Genomic DNA, 15,776 nt, shown 5'->3' with positions numbered 1-15,776 from the left:
TGAACGCAGCGAGCGAACAAAGGCCACGGCTTCCCAGGAAGTCCTGAGCGTGAGCGAGGCGCGGGTATGAGTTCCTTCCCCCACCTGTTCGAGCCACTGGACCTCGGTTTCACCACCCTGCGCAACCGAGTCGTGATGGGGTCGATGCATACCGGCCTCGAGGACCGCGCCTGGGACACCAACAAGCTGGCCGCCTACTTCGCCGAACGCGCACGCGGCGGGGTCGGTCTCATCATCACCGGCGGCTACGCACCCAACCGCACCGGTTGGCTGCTGCCCTTCGGCGCCAAGCTGACCAATAAGACCGAGGCTTACCGGCATCGCGCCATCACCAAGGCGGTGCACGACGCGGGCGGCAAGATCGCCATCCAGATCCTGCACGCGGGCCGCTACTCCTACATGCCCGGCAGTGTGTCGGCCTCCTCGATCAAGGCCCCGATCAACCCGTTCCGGCCGCGCAAGCTCTCGGCCAGGGGCATCGAGCAGACCATCGGCGATTACGCCCGCTGCGCGAAGCTGGCCGCGTTCGCCGGTTACGACGGCTGCGAAATCATGGGTGGTGAAGGCTATTTCATCAACCAGTTCCTGGCGCCGCGCACCAATAAGCGCACCGATAAGTGGGGTGGCTCGCCGGAGAACCGGCGCCGCATCGCGGTGGAGATCGTGCGCCGCATCAGGGCCGCGGTCGGCCCGAACTTCATCATCGTATTCCGGCTGTCGATGGCGGAGCTGGTCGAGAAAGGCCAGACCTTCGACGAGATCGTCGCGCTGGCACAGGAACTCGAAGCCGCGGGCGCGAACATCCTGAACACCGATATCGGCTGGCACGAGGCCAGGGTGCCGACCATCGTGACCTCGGTCCCGCGTGCCGCATTCGTGGAGTTCACCGCGAAGATCACCCAGCAGGTGAACATTCCGGTCTGCGCCTCGAACCGGATCAATATGCCGGAGATCGCCGAGGAGATCCTGACTCGCGGTGACGCCCAGCTGGTTTCGCTGGCCCGGCCGTTCCTCACCGATCCCGATTGGGTGAACAAGGCAGCGCAGAACCGGGTCGATGAAATCAACACCTGCATCGCCTGCAACCAGGCCTGCCTCGACCACGCCTTCCAGCACAAGACCGTCTCCTGCCTGCTCAACCCCCGCGCCGGACACGAGACCGAGCTGAAGTTGCTGCCGACCCGGCGCACCAAGCGCATCGCCGTGGTCGGCGCCGGTCCGGCCGGACTCTCCGCCGCGGTCAGCCTCGCCGAAAGGGGCCACCGCGTCGATCTTTTCGAGGCCGACGACAAGATCGGCGGCCAGTTCGACATCGCCCGCCGCATCCCCGGCAAAGAGGAGTTCAACGAATCCATCCGGTACTACAACCGGATGATCGAGGTACACGGCGTGCACCTGCACCTGAACAAGCGGGTCGGCGCCGACGAACTCATCGCCGCCCGCTACGACGAGGTGATACTCGCGACCGGCGTGAAGCCGCGTATCCCGAATATCCCCGGCATCGACCACCCGATGGTGCTGTCCTATGCCGAACTCGTGCGCGAGGAGAGGCCGGTCGGCAAGCGCGTCGCCGTCATCGGCGCGGGTGGCATCGGCTACGACGTGAGCGAATTCCTCACCGTGGAAGGCCATCCCGCGCTGAAGCTGGACGAGTGGAAGGAAGAGTGGGGCGTCACCTCCGACGACGAGCAGGCCCCCGGCCAGCTCACCACCCCCAAACCGGCTCCGGCCGCCCGCGAAGTGGTTCTGCTGCAACGCAAGTCGACCCCGTTCGGCAAGGATCTCGGCAAGACCTCCGGCTGGGTGCATCGCGCCGCGCTGAAGGCCAAGGGGGTCGAGCATGTCGGGGGTGTCAACTACGAGCGCATCGATGACAACGGCCTGCACATCAGCTTCGGCGAGAAGCGTGCACGCCCGCAGCTGATTCCGGTCGACAACGTCATTGTCTGCGCGGGCCAGGAATCGGTTCGTGAGCTGGAGGAGCCGCTGCGCGCGGCGGGGGTGAACCTGCACCTCATCGGTGGGGCCGAGCTGGCGGCCGAACTGGACGCCAAGCGCGCCATCGACCAGGGCACCCGCTTGGCCGCACGCCTCTGAGCGACGCGGTACCCGCTGGTCCGGCACCGCCTCGGGGTGCCGGACCAGCGCCGTCTCCGCTCTCGATGGGCCGCCGCTGCACCCACGGCCCCGCTCCGGGTGCCGTGGTGCTGTCTGCCGATCGAGGAGCGCCCGGCATCGCCTAGGCTCGCAGCGTGAGCTTGCCTTCCCCCACCTCCGAGAATCGCGCGGTCGTCACCGGCGCGTCGTCCGGCATCGGTACCGCACTGGCCTCCGAACTGGCGGCCCGCGGTTATTCGCTGATTTTGGTCGCGCGGCGCGATGACCTGCTCAACGAGCTGGCCCAGCGGCTGACGCTGGCGCATGGAATCACCGCCGAGGTGCGCGCGGTCGACCTGTCCGACCGGGCGCAGCGCGGACCGCTGGCGGAGGAGCTGGCGGCCCGCAATATCGCGATCCTGTGCAATAACGCGGGCGTCGCGACCTTCGGGCCGGTCGCGGAACTCGATCTCGCCCACGAACGCGCCGTGATGGAGCTCAACGCGGTGGCGGTGCACGATCTCACCCTCGCCGTGGTGCCCGGCATGGTCTCGCGCGGGGGCGGCGGCATCCTCATCACGGGGTCGGCGGCCGGAAATATGCCGATCCCGAATAACGCCACCTACGCGGCGAGCAAGGCCTTCACCAACAGCTTCTCCGAATCGTTGCGCGGCGAGCTGAAGACCAGCGGGGTGCACGTCACCCTGCTCGCGCCGGGGCCGGTGCGCACCGACAACCCGGAGCAGACCGAAGCCTTCGTCTCCGATAACAAGGTGCCCGAGTTCATCTGGGTCTCCGCCGAGCACACCGCCAAACTGTCGCTGGATGCGCTCGCACGCAACAAGATGCGCGTGGTCCCCGGTCTACTCGGCAAGGGCATGAGCATCGCGGGGCAGTTCGCGCCGCGCGCGCTGTCGGCTCCCATCGCGGGCGCGGTCTACAAAAAACTGGGTAACTGAGGCCACACGCACGGTGGCGGCGGCAGCAACCACACCGGGGTCAAAAGTGCGTCAAGATCGAATCTCCGCTGGTCAGGGATGCGCAAACGATTTACCCACGGGGCGAAAGGCGGCGTAGTCCTGATCTTGACCTCGCATACCGAACGGCGGGGACGCATTGCAGGAGACACCGTGACGCTGCTCGAAATCTTCCCGTCGCTGCGGACGGGAATGCCCTCGCGCCTCGACTCGGCTGTTTGGCCGCGCGACACGCATTACGACGATGCGGGCCGGGTAACAGTGGGCGGGGTGGCCCTCGCCGATATTGCCGATCAGTTCGGCACTCCGACCTATGTCCTCGACGAACGCCAGGTCCGGGAGCAATGCCGGGCCTACCGCAAGGCCTTCCCGGAGGCCGAGATCATCTACGCGGGCAAGGCGCTGATGATCCGGGCGGTCGCGAACTGGGTATACCAGGAGGGGCTGTCGGTGGACGTATGCTCGGCGGGCGAACTGGCCATCGCATTGGCCGCCGGGGTCGCACCGCACCGAATCGTCATGCACGGCAACGGAAAGTCCTTCGACGAATTGGAGGCCGCGGTCAAGGCCGGGGTCGGCCGCATCGTGGTGGACTCCCTCGCTGAAATCACGCTGCTCTCGGCGCTGGTCACCGATTCGCAGAATGTTCTGTTGCGCCTGTCCCCCGGCATCGACGTGCACGGTCACCCCGCGGTGCGCACCGGTGTCACCGATCAGAAGTTCGGCTTCCCGATCGGCGGCGACACCGCGGCGGAGGCGGTGACGCGGATCCTGCGCCAGCCGCGGCTGAACCTCATCGGCTTCCACTGCCATCTCGGCTCACAGATCTGGGACCCGGACCACTACGGTGAGGCCGTGCGCCGGATGATCGCCGAAATGGCGCGCGTGCGGGCCGATCACGGCATCGTACTCACCGATCTGGACCTCGGCGGTGGCCACGCGGTCGCTTACCGCGGCGGCGACGCCGAGATGAATCTGACCGAACTCGCCGACGTCCTCGAGGACGCCCTCGATGCCGCCTGCGCCCGGCACCACTTCCCACGCCCCAATATCGCCATGGAACCGGGCCGTTCCATCGTCGCTCGATCCGGTGTGACCCTGTACCGAGTGCTGTCGGTCAAACATATCGAGGGCGGCCACACCTACGTCACGGTGGACGGCGGCATGGGTGACAACGTGCGCGTCGCCCTCTACGGCGCGCGGTACAGCGTTGTCGTCGCGAATCGACACCCGACCTGCGCGCAGATGACCGCCACCGTCGCGGGCCGGTTCTGCGAGGCGGGCGACGTCCTCGCCACCGACGTGAGCCTCCCGGTCGACCTGCGCCCCGGCGAAGTACTCGCGGTGCCCTGCACCGGCGCCTACCATCACAGCCTCGCCTCGAACTACAACAGCGTCGGCCGTCCCCCCATCGTCGCGGTGAACCACGGCCAATGCCGCGAACTCGTCCGCCGCGAAACCACCGACGATCTGCTGAGCCGCGATATCGGCTGCTGATCGATCCCGGCCGGACGTAGGCGTGGGCGGATGCCGGCATCAGCGGGACGTAAAAATCGGCGCGGCAGTGGTCAAGGTTGCGCCAAGCGACGGCCGCCGTCCGAGCGCGGCGGGTAGTCCTGGATGGATCTCGCGCGCACCGGAGCGGGATGCGGAATCAGGAGGCATTCGTGACGCTGCTGGACTTCTTCTCGTCACCGCGGCCGGGATCGACGACACGTCTGGACGCCGCGATCTGGCCGCGCAGTGCTCGTTACGCGGCGGATGGGCGGCTCACCGTCGGCGGCGTCGCGCTGACCGAGATCGCCGATCGGTTCGGCACCGCAAGCTGCGTTCTGGACGAGCGGGAGGTACGCGACCGGTGCCGCGCCTACCGGCGGGTGTTCCCGGAGGCCGAGATCGTGTTCGCCGGGTCCGCGCTGCCGGTTCGCGCCGTCGCCGGTTGGGTTGCCGAGGAAGGTCTTTCGATCGCGGTGCGCTCCGCCGGTGAGCTGGCGGTGGCGCTCGCCGCCGGAGTCGCCCCGAATCGGATCATCATGCACGGCAGCGGCGAGGATCTGGACGCGCTGGAGACCGCGGTCGCGTGCCACGTCGGGCGAGTTGCGGTGAGCTCGGGCGCCGAGATCGACCTGCTGGGTGGGGTCGCCACCCGCCCGCAACGAGTGCTGCTCCGAGTCGACCCCGCCGTGCGCACGGGCGGGGAGGGCCCACACGGCATCCCGATCGACGAGGTCGCCGCCGCCATCGAACGGATCGCGCAGTCGCCGATGCTCGAGCTGATCGGCCTGCAATGCCACCTCGGCTCGCAGCTCTACAACCCCGACTACTACGGCGAGGCGATCCGCCGCATGGTCGCGGAGATGGCCCAGATACGCCGTGACACAGGCCGCGTCCTCACCGCTCTCGACCTCGGCGGCGGTCATGCGGTCGCCTACCGCAGCGGCGACGCCGAGATGAACCTCACCGAACTCGCCGACATCATCGATGACGCCCTGGACGCCGCCTGCGCCCGAAACCGCTTCCCGCGCCCCAACATTGCCCTCACACCGGGCCGCGGCATCGTGGCCCGCGCGGGCATCACCCTGTATCGGGTGCGCTCGGTCAAGCGCAACGACGGCGGCCAGACCTCGATCGTCATCGACAGCGGCCGACCGGATCCGCTCGTTACCGCGGCAATCGGCACCGCCCCGGCAATCGCCGACCGCCTCGTCACCGGTGCCCTCTGCTCGGTCACCATCGCAGGCATGGCCGGCGACCACATCCTCGCCTCCGACATCCGCCTGCCCGCCGACCTCCGTGCGGGCGAACTCCTCGCGGTCCCCTGCACCGGCGCATACCAGTCCGGCCGCGGCAACACGCGCCTGCCGATCATCGCGGTACGCGGCGGCCGTTCCGAGGAACTGGTGCGCCGCGAACCGAACCTCCTCGACCGCGACGCGGGCTGACGGCCACCGATCTATGAGGTTCCCGTCGAATCCTCCGGAGCGTTCACGCCCCGACGGAAGTTCCGGAGCACCTGCTCGGCTTGGTGCGGATACTGTTCGGCCAGCGCCTCGAAGCGCTTGTAGTACACGCTGCGTGTCACGTCGTGGCCGAAGGCTTCGGGATTCAAGTAATACCCCTGCTCTTCGGCAGGCTTCTCCCGCTCGACCCGCAGGGTATTCGCCCGCGCCCAGGCATCGTCACGGATTCCGGTCAGCTGCCAGGAGACCTTCAGGCCGGCACATCCGCCCGCTATCGAAAAAGCGTTCGCGGCGACCTCTTTGGCAACATACACCGGGGCGGACTGCCCGATGCAGGTCAGCTGATATCGGAAATCGGTGTTGAGCGAGCAGAACCAGTCCGGCAGTTCGACCTGGGCGGTGCCGTCGTCATCGAGGACGACATTGCCGGAGTAGACATTGCAGCGCTCATCGGACTCGACGCAGGCATGGCTGAGCGTCTTGCGCTCCGGATCGGCGGGGCTGTCGATGAGGAACTGCTTGTCATTCGCGGTGAGGACACCACGCACATCGGTATCGCCACCGAGCGATGACTTGCCGCTCGCGACTATCGCGAAATTGCCGCCACTCGCGAACACGCCGTTCCCGTGCGTACTCATCGCGCATATCGCGTTCGCGGAGGAGAAGTCGGTCGCCGGCTTGTCATTGTTCACCGACAGCTGGCTGTGTGGAATGCTCACCACCCCAGTTTCACCGTCGACCATGAGCCGGGGCTGCCATCCGGTGGTGTTCCCACTCGTGGTACTCCACACCTGGAAGCGCGGCGTACCGCCGTTGTCGTCCATCTCGATGGTGACCGCCTTGCGGCTGGGATCCGGAAACTCCCAGTTGTTGTTGGCGCTGTTGTGGAAGGCGTTGTAGCTCAGGCTGCTCCAGCCGACGCCGCCACTGAGGTAGAGCTCGTTCTGGCGGATCCCGCGAACCCTTGCGACCTGCAGCGGATGGGTCGGATCGGTGATGCCCACCCCCAGCTTCCCAGCAACATCGAGCCCGCCGGACATGTGGACATCACTCGCGAAGGATCCGACGCCGGTGGCTTCCAGAGAACCCTTCGCTTTGAGGTTCCCGCCCACCTCGAGCGCACCGGTCGTCTTCACATTTCCGGTGAAAGAACCGGACCCGGCATCCAGCGGGCCGGTTACCTTGACATTCCCGCCGAAGGTACCCGCACCACTCACCCCGAGCGCACCGGTCGTCGTGACATTGCCGGTGAAGGCCCCCGCCCCGGCCTCGACCGTACCGGTCGCTCTGACATTCCCACCGAAGCTCGCCGAACCCGCTACCTCCAGCGGACCGGAGGCGCGCACCGGACCCCGGAAATCCCCGGAGTGGCTGGGGCTGGCCAGAAATGCCTCGGTACCGCCTGCCGCGGGTCCGCTCTTGGCGTGTACGGCGGTCCCGGCGGAGCTGGCGGCGTCGACCGCGGTGCCCTGCAGGCTGATGCCGCGGACCGCGGCGGCGTTCGCGTCGACGGATCGGCCGAAGACCCCGCTCCCGGTAGTGCTGCTGCCGATGACGCCGTCACCGTCGCCGCTGTCGCCCCACACCCCGAAGGATATAGGCGGAGTCTGCAACCCCGGGTCGAAGCCGCTACTCGTCGAATCCTGTCCGATCAGTGATGCCATGATCAACTCCTCTGTACTCGATCAACGAACTGTCGCTGCTGTTTTCGTATATCCGCCGGTGGTCTCGGCTAGGCGCCGATGGCTCGGAAGGACTCGTTGCTCAGGATGCCGCCGCCCGCCGTGGTCACCCTGATGCGGACATCGCGCACCTGTCCCGCGGGCACCAGGCCGGGCGGCACCATCACCTCGATCTGCGTATCGGACGGGGTGCCGATCACCGGTGCTTCGGTGCTGTCGAATTTCACCGTGACCGGCGCCCAGCCGAAATTGGTTCCGGTGATGCGGATGTTCTGACCGACAAGACCATTGGGCGGGAAGGGCGGGGTATCGAAGGCCGGCATCGGCACCACTCTGGCGGCCCGGAAGGTCTCATCGCTGACCGCCGAGCCACCCGCGGTGCGCACCGTGATCTTGACGTCGACGAATGCTGTTCCGGTCGGGAGCAATTCGGCCGGAACCCGGGCTTGCAACTGGGTCGCCGACGCCGTGGTCGGCGTGACGGCACGATCACCGAACAGCACGGTGACATTGGCGGCGCCCCCGACGGTGAAATTGGTGCCGTTGATGGTGATCAACTGGTTGATGATGCCGCGCGGCGGAGTGAATGCGGGGGCGGTGAACGCGGGCAGGATCAGGATCCGTTCCATCAGCGTGAGGCGGCGCAGCAGATCGGATAAGCCGAGTCCGCGCTGGCGCAGGTCGGTGATCATCGATGGTTCGATGGTGTCGACACCGCGAGGTCGGCGTAGCTGCGCGAGCGGGGAGAAATTGTGTCCCGCCTTCGGTTTCGGAATCGCGGCACCCTCGGCGACCCGGACCGTCCAGGCGGGTTTGAGCCTGATCGCGGTCTGTATGCCGACATCGAGCGCATTGCTCAGATCCGGATCCGTGGTGGCGTCCACGTCGGTCAGGAAGACGTCCAGGTAGACCGTGTCGACCCTCGGATCCGCCGGTGCGGCTCCGGGTGTCGTCAAGGCGGGCACGCCGGTCTGCTCGCCGTATCGGATCGATTGCGCGATACTCGCCTCGACTCCTCCGACCAGCAGCGAACCCGCCCCGCCTTCGGCGGCGGCGATCCGGAAGTCCTGCCGGTTCTGGCCGCTGGGCAGTGCCTGTACCGCAAACCCGTCGGCACCGGCCGCGACGCCGTCACCGATATATCGGGCGAACAGATTGCGCAGCCCGGCGGCCAAAAGGTCGTGCAGCAGATTGAGATCGCGGTCGAGGATCGGTACGCCCTGCTCGATGTGCAAGCCGACGTAACCCTTCTGCAGATTGGACTGCAACAGTTCCAGCGGCGGCCGGGAAAAGTCACTCATCGGGAAGCTCCTTGGCGATGACGGCGCGCGTGGTGACCGGCAGGAATTCACCCAGCACGCTGCGCAACCGGGATATCGCGAGGTCGATCTGCTCCGACTCCGCGACCGTCGGGGTGAGGAAGAGCCCGACGGTGTCGCGGGCGATGCGGTCGCCGTCGCTGCGCACCCCGGCCACGCCCGAATCGTTGGTGTAGGTCTGGAAATCCTCGAAACTGCCTTGTAGCGAGAGCTTTCCGGCATTTCCGGTGTCCACCGTGGTGGTGCCCGCGTAACGCTGGTCCAGGGTGCGTGCGCCGTCGAAGGTATTGTCGGACACCAGCAGGTCGTCGGGGCGCAGACTCGCATTCGACCGGAAGACCAGCGTCGTATTCGAGCCGGATCCGACGGCTACCGGGGCACGCTCGGAAAACGGCGTGGCGGTGACCCGTTCCACGGGCGCCCAGGTGAACGCGCCGGTGTCGAGCACGCTGCGGAAGACCGACCAACCACCCGCGCGGGTCGAGCTCCAGAACAACTCGATCTCATTGCCCGCCAATGCCGTCGGCGCAGGCTCGCGATCATGGAATTCGCCCGCACCGGCCCGGGGCAGTACGCGAATCGGCGACCAGTCCGCGACCGCGGGATCGAGGCTCTGCTTGCTTCGATACGCCACCGTCCACCGCGTTCCGCCTGCCGGACCACCGGGCTCCCGCCGTGTCCAGAACAGGAACAACCGTCCCGCGCCGCTACTCGGGTGGAACAGCAGTACCGGATCCTCCTGCACCCGTGGTTGATCGCCGCCATCGGCGGGCATCGTGGCCGGCTCGGCCAATTGCCATCGGGTGCCGTCGTGCCGGTTGTATCGGACCGACCAACCGCCCGTGTCGCGCTCGAGCCAGCTCAGCCAGACCCCGCCCGCATTGTCGGCCACTGTCGCGGGCAGTCTGCGTTCGGTTGCCGGATCGCCGAAAAGTTCCACCGGCGACCACCCACGATCGGTGCCGATACTCGAGGCGATGCGCCAAATCCCCTCGACGGCATTCTGTTCCGAATCGATATAGGTCTCCCAGAACAGCCACATCCGATCACCCTGCCGCGCCACGCTCGGATGCCGATCGATGCCGGGCCGGTCCACGATCGGCTCGCTCGGCTGCCAGGAGTCGTCCACGAAACGCTTGCCCCAGATATCCCAGCCGTGCCTGCGGTGGGTGTGGAAAATCAGCAGCCGGGAGCTATCGGGCAGCGACACCACCACCGGGCGGCCCTCGTAGGCGTCGTTCACCGACAGCAGTGCCGGTGCGGCCCAGGTACCGTCGGCCGCACGCCGGACGGACCACAGGTTCAACCGCTCGGGCCGATTCGTCCGGGCCACATTGTGCACGAATTCCTTGGTGCGGTTCGGCCAGCCGGTGACCCTGGTCACGGTCGCGTCGAGCGCCGGAATCACACCGTTGATCCGATAGAGCCACGGCGCGTGCCGAATCTCGGTGCGCTGCCGATCGATCGGGAGCCCGAAGTTGGTCCGCCACCCGATCCACTGGGCCAGCAGCGGCAGCAGTGCGGCATCGACGCTATCCACCTCGGTCAGCCGCAAGGCCGCGCGGGTCAGGCTGTAGAGCTGATCGAATTGCGCGCCCGGCAGGTCGAGAAAGCGGCGCAGCCGATCGGAGCGCGCATCGTAGCGCCGGTAGATGGAGGGCAGCAGGTCGTACATCTGATGCGCGAAGTCGTATCGGGCGGTTGCCGTGGCACTGATCCGATTACCCGGATCCGGTTCGAACCGCGCCGGGGTCCCGGTGAAGGGGAATATGGCGTAGTAGTACGTCTGCTCCCCGTGCAGCGCGGAGTCGTGCGCCGTACGAAGTCCGGCGCCCTCCGCCACCGTGACGCCGTCATCCGGTGTCAGCGGATACCCGATCGTCGCGCGGACCACTCGCACACCGGCACCCGGCGGCGCGGATTCCGGAAAGTCCCAGCTCAAGTTGATGCGATTGCCCGCGGGATCGGCGGTCGCGGCGATATGGACGAGACGCATCTCAGCCCCCGCTCCGGTCGATCACGACGACACGCATGCCCGCCGCGTAGTCCTTCTCGGACGGGGTGATGGCGAGTTCGTCGGGACCCAGCTCGATCGTGCCCTGCGGATCGACGATGGCGCCGGGCCGGTCCCGCCCGAACTCGACGATATTGACGAACTGCACGCCGGGGACTTCCTGGCTCTGCTCGTAGAACTTGCTGAGATAGACCGTCTGTCCGAAATCGACGCGGTCGAACCGCAGTAGCTCGGCGGCGGCCGACTGGACGGCGGCCACGACCTCGGCGCGCACATAGAAACCCTGCACGCCGATTTCGGCCGTCACATAGATCGGGACGTAGTCCACATCGGCGATCTCGACAATCTGGGTGAGCATCCGCTTGTCTTCGAAGTAGCCCTTCAGGCCCGCCTCGAGTACATCGCTGACCTTGCCTCGCCCATCGGGCGCGACATACAGCGTCACCACGTTCCACGCGGAGCTGACCGCGCGAACCTTCGCGACGCCTTTGAAATTGCGGGCCAGCGCTTCGTAGTCGCCCGCGGTGACGGCGCGGCGCAGCGATCGGAACACCGCGGGCGCGTGCTCGACCGCATGCTCGATACTCTCGCGCTCCGCCCCGCCGCTCGCCGACACCGGATTGGTCACGGTGGCACCGAGCAGCGCGAGACGTGGAGCGTCGACGAGGGTTTGGATCGCCCCGGCCGCGACATTGCCCGCTTGTCCGCCCCCGACGCGATAGGACGCGACGATGCGCGCGCCCGCCGGTGGAATCGCGCCGAGCATGCCGTCGCCGAATGCGACGGTGGCCCGGTCCTCGTCGTCGACCTCGATCACGATGTCGAATCGGTCGGCCCGGCTGAAGGCAAGACTGTCCCGGCGGGTCCAGACAGTCTTGGTGCCCGCGAGGTCGGTCACCACAACCACATCCCCACCGCCGTCGGTGGTGGGACCCGGTGGACGCAGCAGCACGCGCGGATGCACCAGGGCGAAGCGTTGGCGGGCGGATCCGTCCGAGGTGCCGAGTAGTTCGTCACGGATCAGCCGCCCTTCTTCCACCGGGACACCCGGAAAGGTCCGGTGCGCGGACGCGTCCACCGGGAGCGTGCCGAAGTCGATCGTCATGGGTACCTCACGGGTGTACTCGAAGCGGGTGCTGGGACGCCCGGGTCGGCTCTTGGTCGCGAACGCATCGCCCTTCGAAATCGTGACGGTCGCGGTAACCGCCGCGGGCACAGTCACATCCAAGGCCGCGGCGGCGGGCGCGGCGGTGCCCAGCTCGTAGCCGATCAGGCGGAGGTGTTCGATGACGCTGCGGCGGGAACGAGCGGTCGCCAGGAAGCTCTCGTTGGCGACCCGGTCCTGGTAGTAGCTCAGGATGTCACCCAGGTAGGCGAACAGCTCGAGCAGCACATTGCCGACATCGGCTTCGTTGGTGTAGGACCGCCATTCGGGCAACAACCGCGGAATCTGCTCTCGCATCGCGAACAGCAGACTGTTGTAGTCGCGTGCCATATAGTCGATGACGGGTCGCCCGTTCACCTGTTCGATCTCTGCCATGATCGCCCCCTATCCGAACCGCAGCCGGACGCGCTGTGGGGAGAGGTCGCGGCGGCGCAGATAGGCCACCTCGACCGTCACCGTCTCATCGAACGGCCGGACGTCGACGCCGCCGACCACGATTTCGTCACCGAGCCACCGGGTCAGTGCCTGCCCGACGGTGAACTCGATCGCCGCCGCCATGATCTCGTTGTTCGGGTCGAAGACCAGATTGAGGAGACCACAGCCGAATTCGGGCTGATTGACGCGTTCACCGGGGGTGGTGAAGAGCACCTGGATGATCTTCCCGCGCAGACCGGCGGCTTCATCGCGCTCCAGATCGATGACGCCGTCCGCGTTGACGTCGAAGGGAAATCCCGTTCCGGTTGCCATATCGCACTTCCGTTCTCGTGATTCAGGACGCCGTCACGAAGCTCTGGCCCGCAGCGGTCACCGACGAGCCCGCCGTCGCGCCGACGCCGCTGCAGGTATCGATGTGGTCACCGTCGAGGAGGACTCGGGTGCCGTCGACCGAGAGGACCGAGCTGCCCGCGCCCGCGCTCGGGCTGCCCGCGCCCAGCGGCTTGTCGGTGATCTGCAATGTCGCCTTGTTCGGCGCCGGTGTGGGCGGTGTGAAGTTGCCGCCCTGTGGCCCGCTGTGTTTGCCCGCGGGCGGCTGATCCTCCCCGGCGTTCAGGGTGCTTGCGCTGGTCAGCAGTGCGACCGGGGTGCCATCGATGCTGACGAAGTCGCTCAGCCGATCGGTGATCGCGCCGTTGTACTCGAAATCCCCGGTGCCCGCGTACGGAACGGGCGGGGCGCTACTGTCGGTGCCCGACACCGTGTGGGTGTCGGTGCCGCGCACCGGGTCCTTCTCGACGATGACGAGTTTGCCCATGGCTCACCCCTTCCTCAGGTCGATGGAGTCGGCGACGATGCTGACCGGCTGTCCGGCCGCGTCGATGGTCAATGGCACCTTCGCGGTCAATGTCATTGATTCGGCGGACATTTCGAGAGCATTGCCGGTGGCGTCGACGATCTTGACGCCGTCTTTGTTCATCGTGATCGAATGCCCCCGGGTGCCTTCGCGCACCACGACCGTCTCCGAGCCGTCGGCATCCTCGAACTGCAACGTGTGCCCCTTGACGGTCGTGATGATCCTGCGGGTGGGGGATTGCTGGACATCACCGGCTTCGGTGCCGTCGTCCAACCGAGGTCTGGGCGCCTGGCTGTTCCCGCCGGGCTTGCACCAGTAGGTACCGACCCAGATCGGGAATTCGAGATCGCCCTCCTCGAATTCGATCCACACTCCGGCCCGCAACTCGGGGATGAAGAGAAAGCCGTTGCCCGCCGAGCCGCCGTACGGAACGCACGCCGTGGCCCAGCCGGTCACCACATCGGGACCGAGCACGCTGGGTACCATGACCTTGAGCCTGCCGAGGCGAGCCGGATCCTCGTTATCGACCACGATCCCCCGGTACTTACCGTAGAAGCGCCGTTCGGACCGCTCGACCAGATCAGCGACGATACGTTCCAGTTCCACCATCACAGCCCTCCCACCAGATCGCCGAGCAACCCGCCCGCCTCGCCCGCGAAATCCTCGTCCCCAGTGGGCATCAGCGCATTTCGCTTGACCTGAAACGACTGGAGATAGCCCGCATCCGTGAATCGGTGGGTCACGTGCGTGACGTAGTAGACCCCGCTGTGCGCCTCGCCGACGCCCTTGATCGTCACCGTGGCGCGCGGGCGCAGGATGCTGCCGTAGTGGTTCGCGGCCACCTCACCCCGGCCGGTCACGAACCAGGAGCCCTGATCGAGCAGACCGTCGCACAGCGCGGACATCTCCGGATTCCCGGTGGTGACGGTCCGTCCGATCTGCACCAGTCCGGGCTCCATGCCCGGACCGAGGTAGCTGGAGGCCGGTTCGGCGCCGAGACCGGGCTGGCGCCCCCGCTGCGCCTGCGCCGTCAGCACCTCGCCGCTGACATGATCCAGCTGACACATCGTCACATCGGCCGGCGCCAGCGCGTTGACCTCCAGCTCGAACCGGTTGACTGTGGTCTCGGCGCCGAACAGCACCGAGAGGACCGGCTGCGGCGCGGTGTCCACGGCCGGTGTGCGGAAGTAACCGGTGTCGCCGTCGACGAAACATTCGAAGCCATTGCGTAGCGCCAGCCGCCGAAGCAGCTGAATGTCGGTCTCGCGCTGGATGATGGTGGACAGTTCCTCGTCGTGGACGATATCGGTGCCGGTCACCTCGGGGGTGAGTCCATAGGTTTGGAAGATCTCGGTCGCGATATCGCTGTCGGTCTTATTCGGCCAATCCTTCAGCCGATCCACCCGGTCCATCAGCGCGGTGGCGTCCATCCCCCAGATATCGAGGCGGCACTGCTCGAGGCCCGTCCCGAAGGTCGGGCGCAGATGGGTGATGTAACCGACGATCAGCTGTTGCTCGTCGTCCTCGAGGCCCGCGGTGAGGACCACCCGGCGCCACAGCGAGAACCGAGGGTCGTCCAGATATGGCCACGACCCGTCGGGACTTTGTGACAGCGCCACGGTGATCCGGAACATCGCCGCCAGTTGATCGTCGAGTTCGATCTCGAGGCTCATCAGGTCCCGGTACAGGTCCTCGATCTCGGCCCCGTCGATTTCCACGCGCAGACTGTCGTGTTTCATCGCCATCACCTACTCACCGACCGGAGACGGAATGGCGATCGACCGCCCGAGTTGTCCGCGCTGCACCGGCGGGCCCGGCTCGAAACCGGCCTTGTCGATCGCCGATGCCAGCCGCGGTACATCGATGGTGGCCCGATTGTGTGTCACCGCCACCGTATGTCGCCCGGGCACGCTCGTCGCCTCGGTCACCAGCGTGACTCCCTCCACCCCGACCGTGTCGGCCAATGCCGCGAGCAGTCGCGCCCAGGGCGGATCGGCCACCGCCGACTTCACCGGAAACTCTGTCGTGCCAATGGGTTCCATGCCGATCAGAGCGAGGGGCGAGAGGAATTCGGGGTTGGCGTCGCAGATGCGCCAGTAATCCAGCGCCCTGCCGTAGTAGGTGAACGCCAGCTGATCCAGCCGGTCACCCGCCGCGAGCGTGTGGTCGAGCCGACCGGCTACCTCGGGTAACGGCCGAATCCCCTTGGCGGGCACCACCCGACCCGTGGCATCGGGCACCGCCACATCCGGGACTTTCCGATAACGCGAA

13 protein-coding genes are annotated in these 15,776 nt (G+C 66.9%); 4 read left to right on the top strand and 9 right to left on the bottom strand.

Features of this window, described 5'->3' with window-relative positions; translation table 11 throughout:
* Positions 1-66: 66 nt before the first annotated feature.
* The 4 genes from AB0H61_RS10220 to AB0H61_RS10205 all read left to right on the top strand — a co-directional run bounded on the left by AB0H61_RS10220 (position 67) and on the right by AB0H61_RS10205 (position 6,016).
* Entirely contained in the window at positions 67-2,097 is a 2,031-nt protein-coding gene (locus AB0H61_RS10220; protein WP_357301462.1) for an NADPH-dependent 2,4-dienoyl-CoA reductase, read from the top strand.
* Between the two features lie 155 nt (positions 2,098-2,252).
* On the top strand, positions 2,253-3,056 hold the full coding sequence (gene cmrA, locus AB0H61_RS10215) for a mycolate reductase (RefSeq protein ID WP_357301459.1): 804 nt from the start codon (positions 2,253-2,255) through the stop codon (positions 3,054-3,056).
* A 171-nt stretch (positions 3,057-3,227) separates the two neighbouring features.
* On the top strand, positions 3,228-4,571 hold the full coding sequence (gene lysA, locus AB0H61_RS10210) for a diaminopimelate decarboxylase (RefSeq protein WP_357301456.1): 1,344 nt from the start codon (positions 3,228-3,230) through the stop codon (positions 4,569-4,571).
* 170 nt (positions 4,572-4,741) lie between these two features.
* A complete protein-coding gene (locus AB0H61_RS10205) occupies positions 4,742-6,016 on the top strand; it encodes a diaminopimelate decarboxylase (RefSeq protein ID WP_357301454.1) in 1,275 nt (424 codons plus the stop codon).
* A gap of 11 nt (positions 6,017-6,027) precedes the next feature.
* Here the strand turns inward: AB0H61_RS10205 and AB0H61_RS10200 are convergent, their stop codons facing one another.
* The 9 genes from AB0H61_RS10200 to AB0H61_RS10160 form a co-directional block, all read right to left on the bottom strand.
* Complete coding sequence (locus tag AB0H61_RS10200) at positions 6,028-7,698, bottom strand: hypothetical protein (protein WP_357301451.1); 1,671 nt, start codon at positions 7,696-7,698, stop codon at positions 6,028-6,030.
* 68 nt (positions 7,699-7,766) lie between these two features.
* On the bottom strand, positions 7,767-9,017 hold the full coding sequence (locus tag AB0H61_RS10195; RefSeq protein ID WP_357301449.1) for an IPT/TIG domain-containing protein: 1,251 nt from the start codon (positions 9,015-9,017) through the stop codon (positions 7,767-7,769).
* Entirely contained in the window at positions 9,010-11,031 is a 2,022-nt protein-coding gene (locus tag AB0H61_RS10190; protein WP_357301446.1) for a hypothetical protein, read from the bottom strand. Before AB0H61_RS10190 ends, AB0H61_RS10195 begins: the two co-directional genes overlap by 8 nt.
* A gap of 1 nt (position 11,032) precedes the next feature.
* Positions 11,033-12,589: a baseplate J/gp47 family protein gene (locus AB0H61_RS10185; RefSeq protein ID WP_357301443.1), complete on the bottom strand. Its 1,557-nt coding sequence runs from the start codon at positions 12,587-12,589 to the stop codon at positions 11,033-11,035.
* 9 nt (positions 12,590-12,598) lie between these two features.
* A complete protein-coding gene (locus AB0H61_RS10180) occupies positions 12,599-12,961 on the bottom strand; it encodes a GPW/gp25 family protein (protein WP_357301440.1) in 363 nt (120 codons plus the stop codon).
* 22 nt (positions 12,962-12,983) lie between these two features.
* Complete coding sequence (locus AB0H61_RS10175; protein WP_357301437.1) at positions 12,984-13,466, bottom strand: hypothetical protein; 483 nt, start codon at positions 13,464-13,466, stop codon at positions 12,984-12,986.
* A 3-nt stretch (positions 13,467-13,469) separates the two neighbouring features.
* A complete protein-coding gene (locus AB0H61_RS10170) occupies positions 13,470-14,114 on the bottom strand; it encodes a phage baseplate assembly protein V (RefSeq protein ID WP_357301434.1) in 645 nt (214 codons plus the stop codon).
* Positions 14,114-15,244 (bottom strand): contractile injection system protein, VgrG/Pvc8 family, encoded by a 1,131-nt coding sequence (locus AB0H61_RS10165; RefSeq protein WP_357301431.1) that lies wholly within the window; start codon positions 15,242-15,244, stop codon positions 14,114-14,116. The genes AB0H61_RS10170 and AB0H61_RS10165 overlap by 1 nt, the downstream gene beginning before the upstream one ends.
* Before the next feature lie 9 nt (positions 15,245-15,253).
* On the bottom strand, positions 15,254-15,751 hold the full coding sequence (locus AB0H61_RS10160) for a tail protein X (protein ID WP_357301428.1): 498 nt from the start codon (positions 15,749-15,751) through the stop codon (positions 15,254-15,256).
* Between the last annotated feature and the right edge of the window lie 25 nt (positions 15,752-15,776).

Source organism: Nocardia sp. NPDC050710, from assembly GCF_040654375.1.
Lineage (GTDB): Bacteria > Actinomycetota > Actinomycetes > Mycobacteriales > Mycobacteriaceae > Nocardia.
This window is presented reverse-complemented; position numbering and strand designations above follow the sequence as displayed.